Source organism: Bradyrhizobium sp. Pa8 (assembly GCF_052588265.1).
In genome coordinates, this window is sequence record NZ_CP176767.1 from 4,100,512 (window position 1) to 4,125,604 (window position 25,093).

Below are 25,093 nucleotides of genomic sequence, written 5' to 3' on the forward strand. Positions count from 1 at the left end.
CCCATCACGAGGTTCCCGTCCTCGTCACGAGATCCGTAATCAAACCGAGCAGACCGAAGCTCGCGGCCACGGCGCAAACCGTGGTCCAGCCGCCATAGCTCCAAGCCAATGAGGCCGACGCGGCACCGACACCGCCACCGATGAAGAACAGCGCGACGAACAGGCCGTTGATGCGGCCGCGCGCGTCGGGACGCAAAAGGTTGATCGCGCGGCGGCCGAGCGTCTGGTCGGTCGTGATGCCGACGTCGAGAAAGATCGTCCCGAGGCTCAGTACGAATAGTGCGGAGATGGAGGACTCCAGCGCGCCGGCCCAGGCACAGAGCGCGAGCGAGCCGATGATGAGCAGGTGAGCAGCAACAAACATCGGGCGCGCCCATCCCTTGTCGCCCCAGCGGCCGGCCATCGGGGTCGCCGCGGCGCCGGCGACGCCGATCAGTGCGAAAGCGGCTATTCCCCTGGCATCGAGGCCGAACGGCGCTTCCGGCAGCCGCAGTGCGATCGCCGACCAGAATGCGGTGAAGGAAGCCATGACCAGCGATGCGGTCCAGGCGCGCACGCGCAGCACGGGCTCTTCGCGCAACAGCCTCGGAAAGGAGAGGAGCAATTCTCCGTAGCTCGCGCGCGCCGGCGGTTGCAGAGCCGGAAGGTATCGGCCGAGCGCGCCCGCCAGCAGCGCCATCAGGGCAGCCGAGACGACATAATAAGCGCGCCAGCTCCAGAGATCGGCGATCAGGCTCGCCGCAGGCCGCGATAGCAGGATGCCGATCATCAATCCGCTCATCACCTCGCCGATGGCCTGGCCGCGACGTTCCGGCGCCACCATGGATGCAACCAGCGGAACCATCATCTGGATCGCCGCGCAGGAGGCGCCGAGAACGAAGGTCGCGAGCAGGAGCAGTGATGGCGCTGGCGCAAGCGCCGTGGCGAGCGCGGCAAGGATGGCACAGCCGAGCGTGCGCAGGATGACGCGCCGGTTCTCCGCGAGATCGACGAGGGGAACGAGCAGAAGGAGGCCGAGCGCATAGCCGAGCAGCGTCAGCGTGCTGATCAGGCCCGCCTGCCACGCGGGCATCGACAATGAGCGCCCGATCAGCCCGAGCAGGATCTGCGGCGCGAACAGATTGGTGACGACGACACCGGCGGTGATGGCGCCAAGCCAGATCAGGGGCCGCTCGGCGAGTGGCTTCGGGGCCGCAAGCTTGGTGGTTTCGGAGATGGTCATGGGACCTCGCGGGCTGTGGTGCGGGGTTCCCTTTAAGCGGGCCGGTCAATATGCTACAATTCAAATAAGTCTATAAAGTATATGCGAGTTCGTTATGAATACCCATGACCTTGTGGCTTTCGTCGCGGTGGTCGAGACCGGATCGATCGTTGCGGCCTCGGCGCGCCTCAATCTCACGCAGCCCGGTGTGACCCGACGCATCCAGAATCTCGAGGAAATGCTGGGGGCGCAGCTACTGGACCGGCTTTCCAAGCCGCTGAAGCCGACGGCAGCCGGCCATGAGGCCTATGAGCAGGGCCGGCGGCTGCTCAGGATGCTGGATGACCTCAAGTCGGGCGTCGCCAATGACGGCGTGGTGCGCGGCGAGTTCCGGCTCGGCCTGACGCCATTTCTTTCGGAGGCGGGGCTTACCGGGCCGCTCGATGCGGTGCGCGCCGAATTTCCGGCTCTCAGCGTGCGTGTCGTCTCGGGCTGGTCCCCGAACCAAGTCGAGCGGGTCAGCCGCAATGAGCTGGACGCCGCCGCGATCTGTCTGCCCGACGGCGCGGTGCCCCCCGCGGATCTCGCCGCCGCCGATCTCGGCGCGCAGCCGGTTGTGTTCGTCGTCGCGCGCGACATGAAGATCCCGCGCATCGTCGATCTGGAGCAGTTGTCGCAGCTATCGTGGGTGATCAACCAGGACGGTTGCGGCTTTCGCGATACGCTGAAGCGAAAGTTCGACGGCGAGCATCTGCCGTTCAATATCGCCGTCGAGGCGCTGGACAGCGAGCTTCGCTTGTCGCTGGTGTCGCGCGGCCTCGGCGTCGGGCTGGTGACGCCGATCGCCCTGAAGCACAGCGCATTTCGCGACAAGCTCAAGCCGGTCGCTGCGCGGGACTTCAAACCTGCCGTGCGCGCATGGATGGTCCATCGCGCGCCCGCCGGACGTCTGGAGCGGCCGATCAAGCTCTTTCGCGATGGACTGGACCGGGAGCTCCAGGCGCTGATCGGGAGTTAGCGCAGCTTCCCGCGCGCCGTCACCGGCAGGGTACCGATGATCTCCTCGCCGCGCACCATCACCACCTCGTCCATCATGTTGACGACGACGCAGACGTGATTGGGCACGATGCGGACGACGTCGCCGACATTGGGGCGTGTGTTGCTGCGTGAGAGGTCGAGGAAGCCGTGCTCTTCCGCGAAGCGCGCAATTTTGGCCTCGGGGTGCTCCAGGATCAGGCCGTGGCCGTCGAGGCCGCCGGTGTCCGTCGTCAGCGTCTTTGAGCCGGCGTCCAGAATGCCGCGTTCGGGCGCGGCGCGGCTGACGACGGTCGAATAGATGTGCAGCGCGCAGTCGTCCCAGGTGGCGGAGCCGGCGGCGACCTGCATGCGGTCGTTGTAGATGTAGGTGCCGAAGCGGTGCTCGGTACCGCCCTTGAGCTTGCCGATGTTGACGAGATTCGGCGTGCCGCCGGTCGAGACGATTTTGGCGTCCAGTCCGTGCGCGCGCACGCCGGCCAGCGCCTCGTCGTAGAATTTCTGCGCGTCGGTCCAACCGGTCTCGGTCGGGTACAGCATGAAGCCGGCGAACTCGAGCCCCTTGGAGCCGGCGATCTCGCGGGCCAGCGCAATTGCCTCAGCCGGAGTCTCGACGCCCGCGCGCTTGCGCCCCGTGTCGCACTCGACCACGACGGAGAGCAGACGACCCGAGGCCGCGGCTGCCTTGGGCAGGCCGGCGACGACCGTCGAATTGTCGGCCGCGACCGTCATGTTCGCCTTCGCCTGCAGCGCGCCGAGGCGTGCCATCTTCTCTTCGCCGAGCAGATTGTAGCTGATCAGGATGTCGTCGATGCCGGCATTGGCCATGATCTCGGCCTCGCCGAGTTTCTGGCAGGTGATGCCCTTCGCGCCCGCCGCGACCTGCATCTTTGCGATCGTCGGGTTCTTGTGCGTCTTGATGTGCGGCCGGTTGGCGACACCCGCGTCGTCGCAGGCCTTCTGGATCCGCGCGATGTTGCGCTCGACCCGGTCCATGTCGATGACGGCGCAGGGCGTGCCATATTCACGGGCGATTTTGGCGGCGAGGGGAGAGGTCATGTGATGTCTCTATGTTCGGTCCTGTAGGATGGGTAGAGCGCAGCGAAACCCATCATTTGCAGCAACCGGGCAAGGGTCGATGGGTTTCGCTGCGCTCTACCCATCCTACGGTTCAAGCCTGTTCAATCTCTTCGCGGAGCATTTCCAGTTCGAGCCAGCGCTCTTCGGCGGCGGACAATTCGTCGTGCGCCTTGGCGATGGCGGCGGAGGTGTCGTCGAATTTCTTGCGGTCTTTGGTGTAGAGATTGGGATCATCGAGGAAGCGCTGCAGCTTGGCAATGTCGGCGTGCAGGGTCTCGATCTTCTTCGGCAGCGTTTCCAGCGCGTGCTTCTCGTTGAAGCTCAGCCGCCGTTTTGCCGTGGCGGACGGAGCGGCCGGCCGCTCCTCTTTCTTCTCCGCTGGGGCTTGCGCCTTCGTCGTCTCGCGCTTGAGGTCGGCACCGCGCTGCGCCAGCATGTCGCTGTAGCCGCCGGCATATTCGGTCCACTTGCCGTTGCCTTCGGGGGCGATCACGGACGTGACGACGCGGTCGAGGAAGTCGCGGTCGTGGCTGATCAGGATCACCGTGCCCTCGTAGTCGCCGAGCATGTCCTCGAGCACGTCGAGCGTCTCGAGGTCGAGATCGTTGGTCGGCTCGTCCAGCACCAGCAGGTTCGAGGGTTTCGCCAGCGCGCGGGCCAGCATCAGCCGGCCGCGCTCGCCGCCCGAGAGCACCTCGACAGGCGTGCCGCGCTGCTCCTGGGCGAACAGGAAGTCCTTCATGTAGCCGACCACATGCTTCGGTTTGCCGCCGACCATGATCTGGTCGCCACGGCCGCCGGTTAGCGCCTCGGCCAACGTCGACTTGGGATCGAGGCTTTCGCGGTGCTGGTCGAGCGTGGCCGTCTCAAGATTGGCGCCGAGCCGCACGATGCCGGAATCAGGCTCCGCGCCGCCGGTCAGCAGGTTGACCAGCGTGGTCTTGCCGGCGCCGTTCGGCCCGACGATGCCGAGCCGGTCGCCGCGCTGGATGCGGGTGGAAAAATTGTCGACGATCACGCGGTCGCCAAACGCCTTGGTGACGCCCTTGGCCTCGATCACCAGCTTGCCGGATTGCTCGGCTTCCGCCGCGGCCAGACTGGCGGTGCCTGCCGTACCGCGATAATTGCGCCGCTGGTCGCGCAGTGCGTGCAGATTGCCGAGCCGCTTGACGTTGCGCTTGCGGCGGCCGGAGACACCGTGGCGCAGCCAGTGCTCCTCGTCGACGATCTTGCGGTCGAGCTTGTGCTGGTCGCGCTCTTCCTCGGCGAGCACCTCGTCGCGCCAGCTCTCGAACGAGGCAAAACCGCGGTCGATCTGCTTGATCTTGCCGCGGTCGAGCCACGCCGTGGAGCGCGAGAGATTGGTGAGGAAGCGGCGGTCATGGCTGATCAGCACCAGCGCGCTGCGGCGGCTGTCGAGCTCCTTTTCCAGCCATTCGATGGTGGAGAGGTCCAGATGGTTGGTCGGCTCGTCCAGCAGCAATATGTCGGGCGAGGGCGCCAGCACGCGAGCCAGGGCGGCACGGCGGGCCTCGCCGCCGGAGACGTTGGCCGGGTTCTCGTTGCCGGTAAGCCCGAGCTGCTCCACGAGGTAGCGTGCCTGGTACGGATCGTCGCCGGGCGCCAGGCCCGCCTCGACATAGGCGAGCGTGGTCTTGTGGTCGCCGAAATCCGGCTCCTGCGGCAGATAGCGAACGGTCGCGCCCGGCTGCACGAAGCGCGTGCCGCCGTCGGGTTCGACCAGACCGGCCGCGATCTTCAGCAGCGTCGATTTGCCCGAGCCGTTGCGGCCGATCAGGCAGACGCGCTCGCTCGGCGCGACGTTGAGCTCGACGCCGCTGAGCAGCGGCGTGCCGCCGAACGTGAGCTTGATGTCTTTGAGTTGGATCAGGGGCGGCGCCATGACTAGCCTTGATTCAAATTCTGGCTCGTCGCGGCCTGGTCGGCACGGCGGCGCTGGATCCGGCGCAGCGTCTGGTCGAGCGCGGAGAGGAACGCGGAGCGGTCGCGCGGCGCGAACGAACGTGGGCCTCCGGTGACCTCGCCCGCCGAACGCAGATCCGTCATCAGATTGCGCACCGCCAGCGTCATTCCGATCGATTCTTCCGTGAACGGCTTGCCGTTCGGCGCGATCACGTCGGCGCCCGCTTTCACGCAGCGGCTCGCCAGCGGAATGTCTGATGTCACGACGACGTCGCCCGGCTTGGCCCGCTCCGCGATCCAGTCGTCGGCGGCATCCATGCCGGCGCCCGCTGCAATCCGCTCAATGAGCGGATATTGCGGCACGCGAATAAAATTGCCGGCAACCACGCTCACGGGCACGCCGTGGCGGAGCGCGACGCGGTAGATCTCGTCCTTCACCGGACAGGCGTCGGCGTCGACATAGATGCGGGTGGGGGTGTCAGTCATTCGCCGCGTGGTACCCCATTCGGGCCGCAAAGGCGAGGGGATTGACCGGTGTTCCCGGAGGCCTACGATCAACCCTGAAACAACAAGAATTCAGGGAAAGGCCCGCCATGCCGAACCGGCTCGAAACCTACCGCGTCGAGGCCTACAACACCGCCAAACAGTCCGAAAACAAGATGCATGACGACACGGTGGCGCGCCGCTTCGGCTTTTCCGGCGGGCTGGTCCCCGGCGTCGATGTCTTCGCCTACATGATGCACGTGCCGGTGGCCCGCTGGGGCCGCGATTTCCTGTCGCGCGGGTTGGTCGAGGCCCGCTTCATCAAGCCGGTCTATGACGGCGAGACCGCCGATATCGATGCGACCGAGCACAACGAGCTTCTCACGATCGAGGTGTTCAGCCGCACCGAGCTCTGTGCCACGGGGACAGCGTCGCTCCCGGCGGCCGCGCCTGTCGTGTCATTGAACGATTATGTCGAGGTCGCGGCCATTCCCGAGCGCAAGCCTGTGAGCCCGGCGGTGTTCGAGATGGGCAAATGGCTGGGCGCGATTCCGCGCCGCTGGGCCGGACAGGACGCGACCGACTATGTTGCCGACATCAGGGAGGCCGATCCGATCTTCGCGCGCGAGGGTCTCGGCCATCCCGGCCTGATCCAGCGCGTCATGAACCGCGTGCTGGTCGACAACACCATTCTGGGCCCGTGGATCCATGTCGGCAGCCGCATGCAGCTCCTGTCGGCCGCGCGCTCCGGCGATGAAATCACCGCGCGGGCAAAAGTCACCGCAAACTACGAGAAGAAGGGCCACCGCTTCGTCGAGCTCGACGCGCTGGTCGTCGCCAACGGCACGACGCCGCTGGCGCACTGTCAGCACACCGCGATCTACCAGCCGCGCGAGCAGGCGGCGGCCTGAATGCCAGTTGAGGTCTCCTTGCGTGCCCTCGTTTGTTTTGGAATAGCACTCCTTTTGTCGCTCCATGCGCTTTGCGTCGTGCATGCCGCCGCACCGTTGCCCGATAGTGTGTCGCTCAGCGAGCAGACGACGACGTGGAGCACCGTCAAGTTCGCCGTCGATGCGGAGAATGGCTTTGTCAGCGGGTCGCTCGACAAAAGCGCGATCGTCGAACGCAGTTTCAAATCCTACGTGCTGGAGAATCGATATCTGAGGGTAACGCTCGTGCCCGAATTCGGAGGGCGTATCCTTTCCATGGTCTACAAGCCGACCGGCCACGAGCAGCTCTATCGAACGGAAGTCGGAGTGCCCTACGGCATGAAGGCCGGAAATTTCTACTACGACTGGCTGATGGTGTACGGCGGAATCTTTCCCACGTTCCCGGATGCCGAGCACGGCAAGACGTGGCTGAAGCCGTGGGCTTTCCAGGTGGTGAAGCAGGGCGCCGACGAAGTCACGGTCGTGATGTCGTTTCAGGATGACTTCGACTATTCCGCGCGGCCGAGCAAGTTCAGGGGCGCGACCGGCATCGAGGCGAACTACTACGTCACGCTGAAGGCCGATCGTGCCGCACTCGATGCGCGCGTGGTGTTGAAGAATCCGAACGACGAGGCTGTCCAATACGAGTACTGGACGTGCACGACGCTCGCTCCGGGATCGGAGCCGAAAAATCCCAGGGCAACGGGCGGGGCCGAAATCGTCGCGCCGATCCGAACTTACACGACGCCTGCCTGGTCGACCAGTTTGGGAGACGGCGACGAGAGCGCGGGTGTGGGCAGGCGGCGCTTCGAAAACCTGCGCTACTTCAAGAACTGGCCAACGATGGGCATCGCCTATGCTGCACCAGATATGCAGGGCGGGAATTTCTGGGGCGTCATCAACCATGACAATGCAGAAGGAATTATTCGCATTGCGGACAATACCCTCACGCGGGGCTTGAAAATGTGGACGTGGGGATTTCCGTCGTTCACCGGCGAAACCGATGCCCGGAAGGATCCGAACGAGTGGCGGCCGTATGTCGAATTATGGGCGGGCGTGTCAGACCAGTTTTTCCACAGCACAGACTTTCCCGCACGCAGTGAAATGTCGATTCCGGAAACCTACAGCCCAACCGTCGGCATGAGCAACGTGACGCATGCGAACGAGAAAATCCTGATCAATTTCTCCGCCGAGGCGTCTCGCGCCGTTCTCGAGTTCTTCAGCGTCGAACCGGCCATCCCGTTGCTTGTCACGTTGAAACAGGGTGACACGGCTCTGTTCAGCGGGGTCGTGAGCGCCGATCCGAACAACGGAAATCGCATTTCGGCAGCGATTGCCGACGGCCGCAGCGGGGAAAAGATCCGGCTAACGATCACGACGACGGAGGGAAAGGAGTTGATCGCCGCCGAAACGGCGATCAAGTGAGCTCTTTCGGAATGCCGGTCGAAGCCCCCGGCGTTATCACGATCGCGGAACTCCCCCTACGCAGCGTTCCCCTTTGCATCCTGGATGGCACGCCACACCCGCTCCGGGGTCAGCGGCATGTCGATGTGCTTGATGCCGTGGTCGGAGAGGGCGTCGAGTACCGCGTTCACCACCGTCGACAGGCTGCCGGCGCAGCCGGCTTCGCCGCAGCCCTTGCTGCCGAGCGGATTGGTCGTGGCCGGCACCGGATGATCGCCGACCGTCATGTTCGGAACGTCCTCCGCGCGCGGCAGCGCGTAGTCCATCAGCGAGCCCGTGATCGGCTGACCGCTCTCGTCGTAGCGGACATGCTCCATCAGCGCCTGGCCGATGCCCTGGACCACGCCGCCATGAAGCTGGCCCGCGACCAGCAGCGGGTTGATCACTGTGCCGAAATCGTTGACCGCGCTGTAGCGCACGATCTGCACCACGCCGGTATCAGGGTCGATCTCGACCTCGGCGACGTGGCAGCCGTTCGGGAACGCCGAGGGCACCGGCTCGCTGGTATGGTCGACGTCGAGGCTGTCAGGCACGCCGTCCGGCACCTTGCCGTCATGCAGCTTCCTGGCGAGCTCCATGATGTCGATGCTGCGATCGGTGCCGGCAATGGTGAAGCTGCCGTCGGCGAACTCGATGTCGGCCTCGGAGGCCTCCAGCATGTGCGCGGCGGCGCGCTTGCCCTTCTCGATGACGAGCTTGGCGGCGCCTACGATCGCCATGCCGCTCGCGGTGATCGAGCGCGAACCGCCGGTGCCGTTGCCGGTGTGGACGATGTCGCTGTCGCCCTGCACCAGCTTGACGCTGTCGAAGGGGACGCCGAGTTGCTCGCACAGCACCTGCGCGAACGGCGTGGCATGGCCCTGGCCGTAGTCGAGCGTGCCGGTGATCAGCTGCACGCTGCCGTCAGGGTCGAACACGATCTTGCCGAGTTCGGGGCTTGGCGGCGCGGTGACCTCGAGATAGGAGCCGACGGCGATGCCGCGCAGCTTGCCGACCTTCTTGCTCTCCTTCTTGCGCTTGGCGAAGTTCTCGTGGTCGGAGATTTCGAGCGCCTTGTTGAACACCGCCTGGAAGTCGCCGCTGTCATAGGTGACGCCGGAGGAGGCCGGGAACGGCATCTGGTTCGGCTTGATGAAGTTGCGCTTGCGCAAGGTCAGCCGGTTGATGCCCATCTCGTCGGCGGCGCGGTCGATCAGCCGCTCCATGTAGTAGTTCGCCTCGGGCCGGCCGGCGCCACGATAGGCGCCCATCAGCGTGGTGTTGGTGAGCACGGTCTTGATGTCGACCGCCATCAGCGGCGTACGGTAGACGCTCGAAAAGTTCTTGCCGGTGTTGAGCGAGAGTGGTCCCGGCGCGACGCCGGTGATGTAGGCACCGAGATTGCCGTAGCCTTCAAGCTTTGCCGCGAGGAAATGCCCTTCGGCGTCGAGCGCCAGCTCGGCATGGATTCTCTGCGCACGGCCGTGGCTGTCGGAGAGGAAGCTGGTGGAGCGTTCGTCCAGCCACTTCACCGGGCGACCGAGCTCCTTGGCCGCGTACAGGATGCACATGTATTCGGGGTAATTGACGTTCTTCATGCCGAAGGAGCCGCCGACATTGGCGGTGAGGACCCGCACCTTCTCGTTCGGCACCTTCAGGTTCTTGGCGAGGTTGGCGCGGTTGCCCGCAACGCCCTGCGTCGGCATCTGGATGGTGTAGCGCTCGGTCTTCTTGTCGTAGGAGGCGAGCCCCACACGCGGCTCCATCGAGACGACGGCGACGCGGGTGTTCTCGATGTCGACCTTGGTGACGTGGGCGGCACTGGCGAAGGCCGCGTTCACCTTGTCCATGTCGCCATAGTGGTAGTCGAGCGCGACATTGTTCGGGATGTGGTCATAGAGAAGCGGCGCACCGGGCCTGGCGGCTTCCTCGGGATCGGTCACCGCCGGCAGCGGTTCGATATCGAGCTCGACGGCTTCGGCGGCGTCGCGCGCCTGCGCCAGCGTGTCGGCGACCACGAAGGCGACGGGATCGCCGACGAAACGGACCTTGTCGGTCGCCAGCGGCTGCCGGTTGGTCTGGAGCAGGGGGGAGCCGTCGCGGCTCTTCAGCGGCAGGCCGCAGGTGAACGGGCCGTAGCCGGCGGCATCGAGGTCCTTGCCGGTCCACACCCCCAGCACGCCGGGCATCGCCCTGGCGGCGTCGGTGTCGATGCCGCGGATGAGCCCGTGGGCATGGGTGGAGCGGACGACCACGGCATGGGCCTGGCCGGGCAGGTTGAAATCGTCGGTGTAGCGGCCCTTGCCGCGCACCAGCGTATCGTCTTCCTTGCGGCGGACCGGCTGCCCGACGCCGTATTTTTGCAGTGCAATAGCGTTTTCGAGCGTGGACGATTTGGTGTGTTCTTGCATGGAATTGACCTGAAAAGCCGGCAATCGCGCGTTTTGGGGGGCGCCTGGAGGACCGGACCCTTTAAAAATAGCCCACCGTCCCGTTCACGACAACGCACGAATGGGCATGGTCCCATGTGATGCGTTGTTGCGCAGGCTTGCCGCGCTGCTAATGTTTCAGGCGAAAAAGCAATTCCAGATCGGCCCCTTGGGGCCGCGGAAAGACAATTTGTATGAATGACCACACGCGGCTCCGCGACGGCCATGCGCCGCACGGTGGGCTGGAGGGGTCGATGGCGGCGGTGGCGTTGGCCCCCGAACCGGCCGTCGCCGCGCAAGCGCCGGGAACCGGCGTCTATGCGGCGCTGGACCTCGGCACCAACAATTGCAGGCTCCTGATCGCTTGTCCGACGAGCGACGGCTTTCGCGTGGTCGATTCCTTCTCGCGCATCATCCGGCTCGGCGAGGGCGTCTCGGCGACCGGCTGCATCAGCGAGGCCGCGATCGAGCGCGCCGTCGCCGCGCTCAGCATCTGCCGCGACAAGATCAATTTGCGCAAGGCCAAGCGGTTGCGGCTGATCGCGACCGAAGCCTGCCGGGCCGCCTCGAATGCGGAAGGTTTCCGCAGCCGCGTCGCGGCCGAGACCGGCATCGAGCTCGAGGTGATCGACCGCGAGACCGAGGCCTCGCTCGCCGTGCTCGGCTGCGCGCCGCTGGTCGACCCCCGGGGCAGGGGCGCGATCCTGTTCGACATCGGCGGCGGCTCGACCGAGCTAGTGCGGATCGAACGCGATCCGCAAAATCCGGAGCCCCGCATCAAAGCCTGGATGTCGATCCCGCTGGGCGTCGTGACGCTGGCCGAGCAATTCGGCGGCCGCGACGTCACGCCGGAAATCTATGCCGCGATGGAGCAGGAGGTCGCCAACCACGTCGCACCGTTCGCCGAAGCGCACGGCAGCGATCTCGCCGACATGCACCTGCTCGGCACCTCTGGCACGGTGACGACGCTCGCCGGCATCCATCTCAACCTCGCGCGCTACGACCGCCGCCGCATCGACAGCATCTGGATGAACGATTCCGACATCACCGCGACCATCAGCAAGCTGCTCGGCATGAGCTACGAGGAACGCGCCTACAACAGCTGCATCAGCGTCGAGCGCGCCGATCTCGTGCTGGCCGGCTGCGCCATCCTCGATGCTATCCGCCGCGCCTTTCCGCTGCCGCGCCTGCGCGTCGCCGACCGGGGCCTGCGCGAAGGCATGCTGGTCGAGATGATGCGCGAAGACGGCGCGCTCAGGAGCTGGTGAGATGGCGAAAGACACCACCGGCCGCTTGCACGTCCAGGTCAAGACCGGCGGCAAGCGCAAGCTCTCGTCCAAGCTGTGGCTGGAGCGGCAGCTCAACGATCCCTATGTGGTCAAGGCCAAGGCGGCGGGCTATCGCTCGCGCGCGGCATTCAAGCTGCTCGAGATCGACGACAAGCACCGGTTTCTGAAGCCCGGCATGGCCGTGATCGACCTCGGCGCCGCGCCCGGCGGCTGGAGTCAGATCGCCGCAAAGCGCGTCGGCTCCACGGAAGGCAAGGGCAAGGTTGTCGCCATCGATCTGCTGGAGATGCCCGAGATTCCCGGCGTCGATTTTGCGCAGCTCGATTTCATGGACAATGACGCGCCGGACAAGCTGACGGCGATGCTCGGGGGCGGCGCCGATGTCGTGATGTCCGACATGGCCGCGAACACCACGGGCCACCGCAAGACCGACCAGCTCCGCATCGTCGGCCTGGTCGAAACGGCGGCCGCGTTCGCCTGCGACGTGCTCAAGCCCGGCGGTACGTTTCTCGCAAAGACGTTCCAGAGCGGCGCCGACGCTGATCTGCTCGCCCAGCTCAAGCGCGATTTCGCGACGGTGCGGCATGTGAAGCCGGCTGCGAGCCGACAGGATTCGTCGGAGCGTTATGTGCTGGCGACGGGGTTTCGCGGCGGGCAGCCGGTCCCGGACTGACGTGTCACGCTCACATCAACATAACATTCACATCGATAACATCTTGGGCTGATAGATCCATCACTTGCAATTTCAGCGGGTGAGATCAATCCGATGCAGTGCCTAACTCGACAACGCTTGCGCGTTTGCAAGCATCGCCTTTCCGTTGCCTCGGTCTCCTTGCTGACGTTGGCGTCGCTCGGCCTTGCTTCGGCGACGGCGTCCCGTGCAGACACGTCGATCGTTGTCAGCACGCAGACGCCTTACAATATCGGTCTCAGCGGCAACGACGATCTCGGCGATCTCAAGAAGATCTACCAGAGCGCGAACAGCCCGTCCGAGCAGGCTCTCGACCAATTCAACCAGATCATCACCGATACCGGCATGAAGCGGACGCGCCTGCTGCTCAGCGATGTCTATTGCGATGTCGATCAGACCGGGGATGTATTCGGCTACACCATGGACCGCGTTTTCCATCCGGGCGACTGCCAGCCTCTGGCCTGGCATCTTGAGTGGGCCCTGGGTCGCGGGCTGTCGCCTCACGTGGCGGTCGCGGCCTTCATGCCGCCGCGCCTGGTGCAATACGGACCTGGCGAGAGTTGGGATGCGAACGGACCGGCTCCGGCACTCTTCCAGAAATACGCCAACGCTCTCGTGCGCTATATCGCGAAGAAGTCGTTCGACGGCGGGGCGCCATCCGTCATCTACGAGGTCAGCAACGAGGTTGATATCGCCGATACTGCTCCGGAGAACTGGAGCGACACCAATCCATCCGCCTACACGCTCAAGCCGTTGGGGTCATGGGGCCGTTGGCTGTGGTGGATGGACCCGGCCAAGTACGTCCTCAATCAGTGGCCCCCGCTGCAATCCCACAAGATGTCCAATGCCGAAGACCACACCTTGTCTTACCCCTACCAGCTCGATGCGCGCCGTCTGCCCAGGCAGCTCTTGCCGGTTCAGAAGGTCTTCTCGCAGGCGATCGTGAACATCAGAAACGAACTCGCCGCCAACCCGAGCTACAACGGCAAGACCCTGGAAATGGCCGGGCCGGCCCTGGTCGGACTGAGCTTCAACTATTATCCGGCGGAGAATCTTCCGACGCTGGAGGAAGTCTTCCTCGACCAGACCTTCAATCCGCTGGCAGACACTTACCTGTCAAAATTCAACGCGCGGCTCGATCGCTTCTCGTTCCACTATTACGGCTCGACGGACGGCACCGCTGGTTTCGCGTTCTTCGACAATCTGGTCGACAAGGCCAAGGCCAAGCTGGACGCCTTGAAGACGAACAATGCCAACATGCCCGACGTGAAGCTGTTCCTGTCGGAATGGGGGCCTACGGCCTATGAGGCGACTGACGTCAATTATTCGCACAAGGGGGCGGCCTGGACGGCGGCGTTCCTGTCCGAAGCCGTGAAAAAGAAGATCTCGATGGGGTCGTACCTCATTATCGGCGACGGCCAGGGGGATCCGAACATCACACCTTTCCTCGGCCAGGCCAGCCTGCTGCACAAGGTGCCGCACGGCGATAGCCCGGCCGACTACTACCCGAAGCCGGTCGCGAACCTCTTCAAGATGTACAACAAGATGTCGGGCCAGCGCGTGCAGGCTGCGCTCACCGGCGGGGCGGGCTCCCACCTCAACGCGTTCGCGACCTGGGACGGCGCTAACTCGACCGCGAACATCATGGTCTACAACTATGATCCGACACGTGTCTTCGGCAACAACGTTTCGGCCGAGACGCCGGAGGGGATTTCGCTTGAGGTCGACAACCTGCCGTTCAGCGATGGCTCGACCGTGACGATTGAGCGCTACCTGATCGATGCGAATACCAGCAACCTGGCGAAGTTCTATTCCGATCCGACCCACCCCGATCCCAACCTGCAGAGGATATTGCTGCAGCGATCGATCAATAGCGGAAAGCTCGTCCTGACGGGCGACGCGCTCGGGCTGGGTGTCGTGCTCTACCGCATATTGCCGCCGACGGTGATTCCCTAAACTAGTTGAACGCAAACCAGACCTTGGCGACGAATGTCGCGCCGCACCAGTTCGAGACCAGGCCGTCCGGGTTGGTGATCGGATTGGCGCGGCCGTCCGGCCGCGCATTTGGATCGCCTGTAAAGACGAAGCAGTTTTCCTTCGACAGATTGGTGTCGTAGTAGCGCAAATCTAGGTTGAGCGCCTTGTGCGTGAACGTCACGCCGGCCTGCCAGTTGAGATAGGCGGGCAGCGGGAAGCCGCCGAGTTGCGGGGTCTGGTTGCCAAACCAGGAATAGCCGGCGGCGGTGGTGAACGACACGGTCAGGTTCTTCAGCAGAAACCGCTCCGGCACGTCGAAGCCGACGCCGGCCGCCACATATTGGCTCCAGGCGCCGGTGTTCGAGACGTTCGGAGAATAGGCGTAACCGCCGGCGACGCGGACCTGATCGCCGATGCGTCGATCGCCGCGGACAACGATCTCCCAATAATTGATGCCGTTGGTCTCGCCAGGGAGCCTTTCACCGGGGTAGGCGAAATAGGTCGCCCCAAGATCAAAATCGATCGTGGCGATCTGCGGGCGCATGCCGGCGGCGAAGGTGAGTTCGGCGGCCGGTTGGGTCGGCAGCTTGACGGTGGCGACCGTTGTGCCGGCGTAGAGCGGGCCCCATCTCGTCTCGAAGGCGGCGCCGGCCGCGGGGCCATGATCGGACAGCGTGGTCCCGCGATAGATGTAGTCGGATGCAATCCCCGCGCGAGCGCTGAATTCGAGCTCGTCGGCAGGCGTTGCGTGGGTGGTGTCGGCCGCCGACCAACCGCGGTTGCCGAGGCCGAGCGCCCCGGCCGAGGATTGGGCCAGCGCCAAACCGCCGGTCATGGCTGCAAGCCACAATCCGGCCAGCGCGGCAAATAAGGCGCCGCTTGCACCCCGAAACGATGTTTCGTGTCGCCGCAAGTCGATCATCCTCCCAGAGCGACCGCGATGCCAACCAGCGTACTACCGACAGCCACCATCGCAAGTCCCGCCACCGAAGGCCGCAGCCCGCTACGAACCCCGAACACGTAACCGCAACAGAACAGCATCACGATGGCGACGGCGTAGGAGACGCGCAGCGCCAGTCTGGCGTCGCTCAGGAACAGGAACGGGATGACCACCGGGAAGGTCGACAGGAAGCTCAGCAGGCAAAGGCCGAGAGCTCCGATCCAGTCGCGCTTTGTCAGCCCCGGACCGGGAGCCGGTTCAGGCAATTGTTGCAACCGTTTCCGCATCGATTCCAACTGCTCTACGGGCAGCATGGCCGACAATTCCGGCGGCAGCGCGTCGGCAATGACGCGGCGCGCTGCTTCGGGATCCGGCGCCTTCCGTATCGCGCGGAGGGTCAGAACCTTGTCTCCCCGGTCATTGATGCGCGCCAGCAGATAAAGACCGCCGTCAACGACACCCCAGGCGAGATTGCAGCCGAGTGCGCCGATGAGCATTGTTTGAACATTGATATTGGTCCCGGTCGCGACACCAAGCGAGCAGATGAAGGTAAGGGCCATGATCAGTCCGAACAAAGTCTCCGAGATCCGTTCCATCGGATCAAGTATGCTCCCGAACGGAGTATCCGGTCCCAACAAGGCCATGGCTTGGTCTTCGATCACTGTTTGCTGACGATCTTGGCTGCGCACGCGGGCGAATGCATCGTCTCGGCTCCTGGGCCAAGCCCGACCCACGCCCGAGCAGGTGTCATCGAGGCTCATGTCCGGCATTCGCTCTTTGAGTTATGTCAAAGCGCCGGGGCATGAGTGAACTGGGCCGACGCGCCGCGCGGCGGCCGCTTGTGCCCCGCCGGTCCAACGAAGACGATTTTACGACTTCGGGTTCTGACCGGAGTTTTGCTATGGGGAAGACTATCGGAAGGTGCCGGAGGCTGTTGGGCACCTCGCAGGTCCGGGCAAGGAGGACCCGAGCGCGTCATCCAGACGCCCTGGTCCTGCTTCGCATGGGGCGCCTTGCGGATTCTTGGCCGTAGCTGCCGAGGCGATCCGATCTTGCGCGTTTCCCCCTCGCCGAATTTGACTTCGTCGCGCCTTAGCCGAGCCTTTGGTCCCGCACGTCCTGCGTATCCTCCGTCGCCGTCTTGACGGCGGCGGTCGCCGCGCTCTTTGCGGCACCCTTGCGGCTGGCGATCTCGACCGCCTTGCGGCCGGAGATCTCGTGGCCGGCATCGGCGGGCATCTGCCAGAAGAACCAGCTCGACGCCGCCGAGGTCAGCGCGATCACGACGAAGGCCGGCGCGAACACGGTGGCGTCGATCTCGCTGACATGGTTGAACCACATCGTCGTTTCCACGCAGGCCGCGCCGACCGCGACGCCGGCGGAGACCGCGAGCTGCTGGTTGACGCTGACCAGCGTGGTGGCGCGGCTCATCTGCGCGGTCTCGACGTCGGCATAAGCCACCGTGTTGATCGCGGTGAACTCCAGCGAGCGGAAGAAGCCGCCGACCACCAGGATCACCATGATGATGAGCAGCGGCGTCGTCACCGTGAACAGCGCGCAGACGCCGAGGAAGAACGCGCTGACGACCGCGTTCACCGTCATCAGATTGCGGAAGCCGAAGGTGCGGATGATGCGCGCGGCCAGCGTCTTCATGCCCATGGCGCCGAGCGAGGAGGCGAAGGTGACGAGGCCGGAATGGAACGGCGACAGCCCGAAGCCGATCTGCATCAACAGCGGAAGCAGGAACGGTAGCGCGCCGATGCCGAGCCGGAACATGAAGCCGCCGAAAACGGCCGCGCGCAGCGTCGGCAGCTTCAGGAGCGAAAAGTCCAGCACCGGCGAACCCGTCCGCCGCGCATGCAGGACATACAATGTCATCGAGATCGCTCCGCCCACGACCAGAGCCGCGACCGTGCTCCAGGGCAGAAGGTTGAGCCCGGCGACGGACAGACCGAACGCGATGCCGGCGAGGCCGATGCCCGCGAGCAGCATGCCGTAGAGATCGAACGGTTCCCGCGTCTCGCTCTTGATCGGATCGATGAAGCGCAAGGCCATGAAGATGCCGAGCAGCCCGATCGGAATGTTGATCAGGAAGATCCAGTGCCATGACGCATAGGTCGTGATGAAGCCGCCGAGCGGCGGGCCGATCACGGGGCCGATGAGGGCAGGGACCGTCACCCAGGCCATGGCGTTGACCAGCGCGCTCTTGTCGACCGAGCGCAGCAGCACCAGGCGTCCGACCGGCGTCATCATCGCCCCACCCATGCCCTGAAGGATGCGCGCGAATACGAAATCGGTGACGGAGGTCGAGAGTGCGCAGCCGATCGAGCCGACCATGAACACGCCGACCGCGATCGCGAACACCATGCGCGCGCCGAACCGGTCCGCAGTCCAGCCGCTCGCCGGGATGAACACCGCGAGCGACAGCAGATAGGAGGTGATGGCAAGCTTGAGCGTCAGCGGGCTCGTGCCGATGTCGGCCGCGATCGCCGGCAGCGAGGTGGCGATCACCGTCGAGTCCATGTTCTCCATGAAGAGAGCGGTGGCCACGATCAGCGGGATGACGCGTTGCTTGTCGACCATGACGGATTGGTAATGAAAATCAGAAGGAAGGTGGACTTGCGGCTTATCACCGCCGCTCCGCCGGGACCATTGCGGATCAACGCATAGCACCTAAATCCTGCGTAACAACGGTGTGACCCTCGACGGCGGTTGCACGCGCTCCCTCGTCATTCCGGGTGGCCCGTTGGCGCGAGCCCGGAATCCATCGGGCCCCAGAGACCGCTGCGGGATGGATTCCGGGCTCGCGACTTCGTCGCGCCGGGGAATCCCGAGGGGGCTGCCGCCCGGCCATCCACGCCGAATTTACTTAAAAAGCCTGTGCATGGCTGGCCAGCGGTCCGATTTGCTTTGATTCGTCGCGTGGCCGTGCTATCGACCCGCGTCAACCCCACCGATGGGCTCCGATTCTCCGGCGACGCCGCAAGGCACGCCGAGGGCGGCGCTCATCCATAGCTATTTGCGGCAGGGCCGCAGGAAGGAGTTGGCAGATGGCCACGGTGCAACTTCAGGGCATTCGCGAAGCCTTTACGTTCGACGACGTGCTGTTGAAGCCGGGCCTGTCGGACGTCATGCCGGGCGAGGTCGACATCCGCTCCCGCGTCACCCGCGCCATTCCGCTCAACATCCCGATCATGGCCTCCGCGATGGACACGGTGACCGAAGCCCGCATGGCGATCGCCATGGCGCAGGCCGGCGGCCTCGGCGTCATCCACCGCAATTTCGATCCCGAGGGGCAGGCCGCCCAGGTCCGGCAGGTCAAGCGCTACGAGTCGGGCATGGTGGTGAACCCGCTCACCATCAGCCCCGAGGCCACGCTGGACGATGCGCTCAAGCTGATGAGCGACCACGGCATCTCCGGCATTCCCGTCGTCACCGGCGCGAGCAAGAATACGCCCGGCAAGCTGGTCGGCATCCTCACCAACCGCGACGTGCGGTTTGCCACCGACCGCCGGCAAAAAGTCTCCGAACTGATGACGCATGACGGCCTCGTCACGGTCCGCGAGAATGTGAGCCAGGACGAGGCGCGGCGGATGCTGCACCAGCATCGCATCGAGAAGCTGCTCGTGGTCGACGAGCAATATCGCTGCGTCGGCCTGATCACCGTGAAGGACATGGAGAAGGCGGTCGCCCATCCGCTCGCCTGCAAGGATGCGCAGGGCCGCCTGCGTGTCGCCGCCGCCACCACCGTCGGCGACACCGGCTTCGAGCGCACCGAGCGCCTGATCGATGCCGGCGTCGATCTCGTCGTCGTCGACACCGCGCACGGCCATTCCCGTCACGTGCTGCATGCGGTCAATCGCATCAAGCGTCTGTCCAACTCCGTGCAGGTCGTTGCCGGCAACGTCGCCACCACGGAGGGCGCCCAGGCGCTGATCGATGCGGGCGCGGACTGCATCAAGGTCGGCATCGGCCCGGGCTCGATCTGCACCACGCGCATCGTCGCCGGCGTCGGCGTTCCCCAGCTCACCGCGATCATGGATGCGGTCGAGGCTGCAAAGAAGTCCGACATTCCCGTCATTGCCGACGGCGGCATCAAGTTCTCCGGCGACCTTGCGAAAGCGCTCGCCGCCGGCGCCGACATCGCCATGGTCGGCTCGCTGCTAGCGGGCACCGACGAGACACCAGGCGAAGTCTTCCTGTGGCAGGGCCGTTCCTACAAGGCCTATCGCGGCATGGGCTCGGTCGGCGCGATGGCGCGCGGTTCGGCCGATCGCTATTTCCAGCAGGACATCAAGGACACGCTCAAGCTCGTGCCTGAGGGCATCGAGGGCCAGGTGCCCTACAAGGGTCCGGTCGGCAACGTCATGCACCAGCTCGCCGGCGGCTTGCGCGCCGCGATGGGCTATGTCGGCGCAAAGGACATGAAGGACCTGCACGACAAGGCCCAGTTCGTCCGCATCACCGGCGCGGGCCTGCGCGAAAGCCACGTCCACGACGTGACGATCACGCGCGAGAGCCCGAACTATCCGGGCGCGGGTTAGTCCTCGGTCGGCGTTATGCGGGCGCGTGGGTTTCGACGCGCTCGCCTCAACGACGGTGTCATGCCCCGGCTTGACCGGGGCATCCAGTACGCCGCGGCTTCTCGATTCAATCACAACTGCCGCTGGAATACTGGATCGCCCGATCAAGTCGGGCGATGACAGCGAGTGTGTGGCGCCACCGCTTTTGTATTGACGCGCATCGCTCCCTCCGCTTCCGTCCGGGTCGAAACAAAATCCGGAGGAAGCCATGTCCCAAGCAAAACGCATCGTTCTCGCCGCACGTCCCGTCGGTGAACCCAAGCCGTCCGATTTTCGTGTGGAGGAATTCGCCGTCCCGGCGCCCAGCGCAGGTGAAGTCGTGCTGCGCACGATCTGGCTCTCGCTCGATCCCTATATGCGCGGGCGCATGAGCGACGGTCCGTCCTACGCAGCACCTGTGCCCGTCGGCGGCGTGATGGAGGGCGAGGCGGTCAGCGAGGTCGCGGCCTCCAACAATCCTGATTTCGCCAAGGGCGACATCGTGCGAGCCCGTACCGGATGGCAATCGCACGCGATCTCGAACGGCAAGGGCTTGATCAAGGTCGATCCGAAGCTTGGGCCGATCTCGACCTCCATCGGCGTGCTCGGCATGCCCGGCATGACCGCCTATACGGGCCTGCTCGACATCGGCAAGCCGCAGGAAGGCGAGACCGTCGTCGTCGCCGGCGCCTCTGGTGCGGTCGGCTCGGCCGTCGGTCAGATCGCGAAGATCAAGGGCGCGCGCGCGGTCGGCATCGCCGGCGGCAAGGACAAGTGCGACTACGTGGTGAAGGAACTCGGCTTTGATGCCTGCCTCGATCACCGTGAAACCGATTTCCCCGCGAAGCTGAAGTTCGCCTGCCCGAAAGGCATCGACGTCTATTTCGAGAATGTCGGCGGCGCCGTGTTCGAGGCGGTCTTCCCGCTGCTCAATCCGTTCGCGCGCGTGCCGGTCTGCGGCCTCATCGCCCATTACAACGACACCGAGGCCAGGCCGCCGAAATGGGCCGCAGCGATGATGCGCGCGACGCTGACCAAGCGGCTCACCTTCCGCGGCTTCATCGTCTCCGACTTCGCCAACCGCCACGGCGACTTCCTGCGCGACATGTCCGGCTGGGTCCGCGACGGCAAGGTCAAGTACAAGGAGTTCGTCACCGATGGCCTGGAAAGCGCGCCGGACGCCTTCATGGGGCTCCTGAAGGGCGCCAATTTCGGCAAGCAGCTGGTGCGTGTGGGGCCGGACAAGGATTAGTTGCACGGGCGTCACACCCCGGACATCGATGGTTAACAAAGAGTGACTGATCGGCCACACCTGCCCGCAAAAGCCGCGGGTGTGACCGTCGGTTCATTGACGGCTGAGCGAAGGCATTGAATCATCGCGCATATTTTAGGTGCTGCGATGTTAGAAATTGGTATTTTCAGCGTAATCCTTCTGGCTGCCGGCTATTGGGCGACCCTGTTTGTCATGGGCCGTCGCGACGACGTCATCCATGGCAAGTTCGTCCACGTCGACGAGGAGGGCGATTTCACGCCAGCCGCGATGCCGGCGCCACCACCGCCATTCCCGAAACGTCCGGGCAAATCTGCGCAGCCTGACAAGGTCCAGCCTGCGAGGGCGGAGGCGAGGCCGGTGAACAGCGATGCGCTGCAATCGCTGCTGGCTGCGATCCAGCAGGACCTCAAGACCATCGCCTGATCCGCAATCCTCAGACGCTGCCGCGCTCGACCAGGAACAGTTCGACGGCGAGCCGCTGTTCGGCGCGTGGCGTGCCTGATAGCCGCGCCAGAAGCAGTTCGCCCGCGATCCGTCCCACAGCCGTCGCATCGAACGAGATGGTGGTGAGACCGGGCGTGATCTGATCGGCGACGTCGTTGTCGCCGAAGCCGAGCAGCGCCAGATCGCGCGGCACCGAGAGGCCACGGGCGCGGGCCTCGATCAGCGCGCCGGTCGCGAGCAGATCGTTGGCACAGAACACCGCGTCGACGTCGCCGCCGCGTTCAAGCAGGGCGATGAAGGCGGTGCGGCCATCGGCCAGTCCCGTGATCTCACCGACGCCGATCTCGTGGACGATCTCGAGGCCGAGCTGTGCGGCCGCCGCGCGAAAACCGTCGCGGCGCAGTGCGCCGCGGCCGCTACCGCGGCCGATGAAGGCGACGCGGCGATGTCCGGCTTCAGCCAGCCTGCGCGCCGCCATCGCGCCGGCATCCGCATTCGGCAGGCCGACCAGCATGTCGATGGGGTCGCGCGGAAACGCCCAGGTCTCGATGACGGGAATGCCGAGCTCGAGCAGCGCGGCACGATTTTCCTCGAGCTCGATCACGCCGGTGAACATCACTGCTGCGGGGCGGATGCCGCGCAGCGACTGGATCATCGCGACTTCCTTGGCATAGGAGTAGGAGGTCTGGTCGACCAGTACCTCGAAGCCTTCCGGCTCCAGTGTGGCGGCGAAGCTGCGCACTGCAAGGCCGAACTGCTGGCTGAGGATGTTGGAGACGAAGGCCATCACCACGTTCGAGCGCCCCGAGCGCAGCGCGCGCGCATGCGGGTTGGAGGCGTAACCGGTCGCCTCGATCACTTCGAGGATGCGCTCGCGGGTCTCGCGATTGACCTTCTCGGGGTGGCGCAGCACCCGCGACACCGTGATCGGCGCAACGCCCGCGCGCTCCGCGACCTCCTCGATGCGCGGCGGCCGCCCGCTCGCGCTGGCGCGGCCGGGCGGCGCTGGAATGCGCGCCACGTCGTCATAGGTCGGCTTTGCCGGATCGGTCATCGAATCCCGAGTGTAATCGCAGTCGGTATCGTCTCCAAAACTCAGCGCGCGGACACCTCGTCTCGCGACAGCGCGCGGCCGACCTGGACCAGGCAGTCGCCGCTCTGGCTGTCGGTGTGCAGGCGCTGCGAGATCACGATGCCGTCGGCGGGGAAGCGCAGCACCTCTTCCGGCAACTCCGGGCGCTCGAAATCATGATACCAGCCGGCGACGTCGCCGGCCGCAACGCGCGCGCCGACCATGACGGCGGGCTCGAACCAGCCGCGACGGGTCGCGAACACCGCCTGCGCATGGCTTTGCAGCGCCAGCAATTCGGTGGCGCGCTCGACCGGCGCGTGCGGGCCCAGCACCGGCGCCTGGACGATGCCGAGCGCGAGCAACAGTCGGTCGATCGCGCGCGCGGTGAGCGCCATGGTCTGCGGCGTGACGGTGCCGCCGCCGCCGAATTCACCGGAGAGCCCGATTGCGCCGGCGCGTGCAGCCGCGGCCATCGAGGTCGGAGCGGTCGCGCCGTTCTCCGCGACGAAGGCGAAGGGCATTCCCAACCCCTCCATCAGGCGCAGCGCGTGGCCGAACATCTCGGGCGTGCCCTGCCGTTCGATCAGCGCGCAAGGCACATGCGCCATCGAGGTGCCGCCGGAATGGACGTCGAACACGACTTCGTGCCGCGGAAACAGCTCATGCTCGAGGAAGTGCGCAAGCCGGAATGTCGGCGTGCCCGCGGCATCGCCCGGGAAGGCGCGGTTGAGGTTGCCTTCGTCGAGCGGCGAGCGGCGGCGCGCCGCCATCACGGCCGGCCAATTGGCGAAGGGCAGGATGGTGATCTCGCCTTTGACGTCCTTTGCATCGAGCCGGCGATACAGCCGCGTCAGCGCGATCTCGCCCTCATATTCGTCGCCGTGGTTGCCGGCCATCAAAAGCAGTTGTGGCCCGGCGCCGTTCTTGATCCGGAAGATCGGGATCTTGAGCTGGTAGTAGGGGGAGCGATCGATCGAGAAGGGAATGCCGAGATGGCCCGACCATTTCTGGTCCTTCTCGAAATCGACCTCGTGGAAAAGTCCGGTATGCATGGCTTACCTCGCGGCCGCGCCGTTGCCGGCGCCGGCCAAAGGTTGAAAGGGGGCGGTGCCTTGCCGTTACAGCAAAGCGACCGCGGTCATCTCGACGCGCAGGTCGGGATCGGCGAGGCGGGCTTCGACGCAGGCGCGCGCCGGCGGATTGGCCGGATCGATCCAGGCATCGTAGACCGAGTTCATGGTGTCGAAGTCGGTGATGTGAGGCAGGAAGACGTTGACCGCGATCAGCTTGGAGCGGTCCGAGCCGGCCTCCTTCAGCAACGCGTCGATCTTGGCGAGCACCTGCTGGGTCTGCGACACGATGCCGGCCTTGCGGTCATCGGCGACCTGGCCGGCGATGTGCACCATGCCCCCTGCGGCGACGGCTTGGCTCATGCGCGAGCCGACGACGTAACGTTTGATCATCTCGAAATTCTCCTCGTGAGGGTTGGCTCCCGCGCTGGTGCGGGAGCCGTGTGCTAGGTCACAGCGTCGGCAGTGTCTGCTCTTCCTTGAACCACTTCAGTTGCAATGCGCCGAGCTTGCCGTTGAGCTTGTTGAAGAAGATGTCGGTGTTGATCCAGTTGAGCAGGTTCTGCTCGCCCTGGCGCACGCCGACATGGGCCGGCGACTGGCGGATCAGGAATTTCAGCTCGACTTCCTTGGTCGGGTTCTGGTCCTCGACCTTCAGCGCGATGGCACTGTTCTCGGCAAAGGTGTCGGCTTGTCCCGCGAGGAACGCGGCGAGTGCCGCCGGCGTGTCCTCGAAGCGCACCAGCTTCACTTTCGGCGCGTTGTCGGTGAGCCAGACGTCGAGCGTCGAGCCCTTGGCGACGGCGACGCTGCGGCCGTCGAGATTGTCGGGCTTCTTGCCGGTCGCGGCCGGAATTGCCTTGGCGCCATAGACGCCGAGATTCACCACCGCGTAGGGCTGCGAGAACATCACCTGCTGGGCGCGCTCGGGCGTCGCGCCGAGGCCCGCGATCAGGATGTCGATCTTGTCGGAGAGCAGGCTCGGGATGCGCGCTGCGCCCGTCACCGGCACGAGCTCCAGCTTCACGCCCATGTCGGCGGCGATCAGCCGGGCGAGATCGGCGTCGAGGCCCGCGATCTCGCCCTTGTCGTCCTTGAAACCCCAGGGCGCGGCGTCGGTCAGCAGGCCGACGCGCAGCTTGCCCGCGCCGAGCACGTCCTGGAGCTTGTCGGCCTGCGCGAGGGTGGGGGCAGCGAGCACGGCGAGCGCGGTGGCTGCGATCGCAAAGAGGGATTTTAGTGGTCTCATGGC

Annotated in this window: 21 protein-coding genes; 9 read left to right on the forward strand and 12 right to left on the reverse strand. The window is 65.1% G+C overall.

Features of this window, described 5'->3' with window-relative positions; all coding sequences use genetic code 11:
* Window positions 1-4 precede the first annotated feature (4 nt).
* The gene (locus tag ACKWRH_RS18310; protein WP_445221719.1) at window positions 5-1,222 is read right to left on the reverse strand and encodes an MFS transporter; all 1,218 of its coding nucleotides are present in this window, start codon (window positions 1,220-1,222) and stop codon (window positions 5-7) included.
* A 94-nt stretch (window positions 1,223-1,316) separates the two neighbouring features.
* On the opposite strand from ACKWRH_RS18310, the gene ACKWRH_RS18315 reads away from it, so the two are divergent.
* Complete coding sequence (locus ACKWRH_RS18315) at window positions 1,317-2,219, forward strand: LysR family transcriptional regulator (protein WP_445221720.1); 903 nt, start codon at window positions 1,317-1,319, stop codon at window positions 2,217-2,219.
* Here the strand turns inward: ACKWRH_RS18315 and ACKWRH_RS18320 are convergent.
* From ACKWRH_RS18320 to ACKWRH_RS18330, 3 genes are all read right to left on the reverse strand, one after another.
* Window positions 2,216-3,295, reverse strand: coding sequence for a D-TA family PLP-dependent enzyme (locus ACKWRH_RS18320; RefSeq protein ID WP_445221721.1), 1,080 nt, complete (start codon window positions 3,293-3,295; stop codon window positions 2,216-2,218). The two genes, ACKWRH_RS18315 and ACKWRH_RS18320, sit on opposite strands and share 4 nt — an antisense overlap.
* Before the next feature lie 112 nt (window positions 3,296-3,407).
* Complete coding sequence (locus ACKWRH_RS18325) at window positions 3,408-5,219, reverse strand: ABC-F family ATP-binding cassette domain-containing protein (RefSeq protein ID WP_445221722.1); 1,812 nt, start codon at window positions 5,217-5,219, stop codon at window positions 3,408-3,410.
* Between the two features lie 2 nt (window positions 5,220-5,221).
* Window positions 5,222-5,725: a YaiI/YqxD family protein gene (locus ACKWRH_RS18330; RefSeq protein ID WP_445221723.1), complete on the reverse strand. Its 504-nt coding sequence runs from the start codon at window positions 5,723-5,725 to the stop codon at window positions 5,222-5,224.
* A gap of 107 nt (window positions 5,726-5,832) precedes the next feature.
* On the opposite strand from ACKWRH_RS18330, the gene ACKWRH_RS18335 reads away from it, so the two are divergent.
* On the forward strand, window positions 5,833-6,633 hold the full coding sequence (locus ACKWRH_RS18335; protein WP_445221724.1) for a hypothetical protein: 801 nt from the start codon (window positions 5,833-5,835) through the stop codon (window positions 6,631-6,633).
* On the forward strand, window positions 6,634-8,076 hold the full coding sequence (locus ACKWRH_RS18340) for a DUF5107 domain-containing protein (RefSeq protein WP_445221725.1): 1,443 nt from the start codon (window positions 6,634-6,636) through the stop codon (window positions 8,074-8,076). It abuts the gene before it with no gap.
* A 56-nt stretch (window positions 8,077-8,132) separates the two neighbouring features.
* Here the strand turns inward: ACKWRH_RS18340 and ACKWRH_RS18345 are convergent, their stop codons facing one another.
* Entirely contained in the window at window positions 8,133-10,505 is a 2,373-nt protein-coding gene (locus ACKWRH_RS18345) for a xanthine dehydrogenase family protein molybdopterin-binding subunit (protein ID WP_445221726.1), read from the reverse strand.
* A gap of 212 nt (window positions 10,506-10,717) precedes the next feature.
* On the opposite strand from ACKWRH_RS18345, the gene ACKWRH_RS18350 reads away from it, so the two are divergent.
* The 3 genes from ACKWRH_RS18350 to ACKWRH_RS18360 all read left to right on the forward strand — a co-directional run bounded on the left by ACKWRH_RS18350 (window position 10,718) and on the right by ACKWRH_RS18360 (window position 14,459).
* Complete coding sequence (locus ACKWRH_RS18350) at window positions 10,718-11,791, forward strand: Ppx/GppA phosphatase family protein (protein WP_445221727.1); 1,074 nt, start codon at window positions 10,718-10,720, stop codon at window positions 11,789-11,791.
* A 1-nt stretch (window position 11,792) separates the two neighbouring features.
* Complete coding sequence (locus tag ACKWRH_RS18355; protein WP_445221728.1) at window positions 11,793-12,485, forward strand: RlmE family RNA methyltransferase; 693 nt, start codon at window positions 11,793-11,795, stop codon at window positions 12,483-12,485.
* 117 nt (window positions 12,486-12,602) lie between these two features.
* On the forward strand, window positions 12,603-14,459 hold the full coding sequence (locus ACKWRH_RS18360; RefSeq protein WP_445221729.1) for a hypothetical protein: 1,857 nt from the start codon (window positions 12,603-12,605) through the stop codon (window positions 14,457-14,459).
* 1 nt (window position 14,460) lies between these two features.
* Here the strand turns inward: ACKWRH_RS18360 and ACKWRH_RS18365 are convergent, their stop codons facing one another.
* The 3 genes from ACKWRH_RS18365 to ACKWRH_RS18375 form a co-directional block, all read right to left on the reverse strand.
* Window positions 14,461-15,315, reverse strand: a complete 855-nt coding sequence (locus ACKWRH_RS18365; protein ID WP_445221730.1) for a TorF family putative porin — start codon at window positions 15,313-15,315, stop codon at window positions 14,461-14,463.
* An 83-nt stretch (window positions 15,316-15,398) separates the two neighbouring features.
* The gene (locus ACKWRH_RS18370) at window positions 15,399-16,181 is read right to left on the reverse strand and encodes a VIT1/CCC1 transporter family protein (protein ID WP_445221731.1); all 783 of its coding nucleotides are present in this window, start codon (window positions 16,179-16,181) and stop codon (window positions 15,399-15,401) included.
* A 331-nt stretch (window positions 16,182-16,512) separates the two neighbouring features.
* A complete protein-coding gene (locus ACKWRH_RS18375) occupies window positions 16,513-18,003 on the reverse strand; it encodes an MFS transporter (protein ID WP_445221732.1) in 1,491 nt (496 codons plus the stop codon).
* A 467-nt stretch (window positions 18,004-18,470) separates the two neighbouring features.
* On the opposite strand from ACKWRH_RS18375, the gene guaB reads away from it, so the two are divergent.
* From guaB to ACKWRH_RS18390, 3 genes are all read left to right on the forward strand, one after another.
* Window positions 18,471-19,964, forward strand: a complete 1,494-nt coding sequence (gene guaB / locus ACKWRH_RS18380) for an IMP dehydrogenase (protein WP_028150953.1) — start codon at window positions 18,471-18,473, stop codon at window positions 19,962-19,964.
* A gap of 247 nt (window positions 19,965-20,211) precedes the next feature.
* The gene (locus ACKWRH_RS18385; protein ID WP_445221733.1) at window positions 20,212-21,234 is read left to right on the forward strand and encodes an NADP-dependent oxidoreductase; all 1,023 of its coding nucleotides are present in this window, start codon (window positions 20,212-20,214) and stop codon (window positions 21,232-21,234) included.
* Window positions 21,235-21,381: 147 nt separating this feature from the next.
* The gene (locus tag ACKWRH_RS18390; RefSeq protein ID WP_445221734.1) at window positions 21,382-21,678 is read left to right on the forward strand and encodes a hypothetical protein; all 297 of its coding nucleotides are present in this window, start codon (window positions 21,382-21,384) and stop codon (window positions 21,676-21,678) included.
* Between the two features lie 10 nt (window positions 21,679-21,688).
* Here the strand turns inward: ACKWRH_RS18390 and ACKWRH_RS18395 are convergent, their stop codons facing one another.
* The 4 genes from ACKWRH_RS18395 to ACKWRH_RS18410 all read right to left on the reverse strand — a co-directional run bounded on the left by ACKWRH_RS18395 (window position 21,689) and on the right by ACKWRH_RS18410 (window position 25,090).
* Complete coding sequence (locus ACKWRH_RS18395; protein WP_445221735.1) at window positions 21,689-22,753, reverse strand: LacI family DNA-binding transcriptional regulator; 1,065 nt, start codon at window positions 22,751-22,753, stop codon at window positions 21,689-21,691.
* A gap of 41 nt (window positions 22,754-22,794) precedes the next feature.
* A complete protein-coding gene (locus tag ACKWRH_RS18400) occupies window positions 22,795-23,823 on the reverse strand; it encodes a succinylglutamate desuccinylase/aspartoacylase family protein (RefSeq protein ID WP_445221736.1) in 1,029 nt (342 codons plus the stop codon).
* A gap of 66 nt (window positions 23,824-23,889) precedes the next feature.
* Window positions 23,890-24,234 carry a RidA family protein gene (locus ACKWRH_RS18405; protein WP_018645782.1) on the reverse strand — a complete coding sequence of 115 codons (345 nt, stop codon included), beginning with the start codon at window positions 24,232-24,234 and terminating at the stop codon, window positions 23,890-23,892.
* 58 nt (window positions 24,235-24,292) lie between these two features.
* Window positions 24,293-25,090 (reverse strand): transporter substrate-binding domain-containing protein, encoded by a 798-nt coding sequence (locus ACKWRH_RS18410; protein ID WP_445221737.1) that lies wholly within the window; start codon window positions 25,088-25,090, stop codon window positions 24,293-24,295.
* Window positions 25,091-25,093 lie beyond the last annotated feature (3 nt).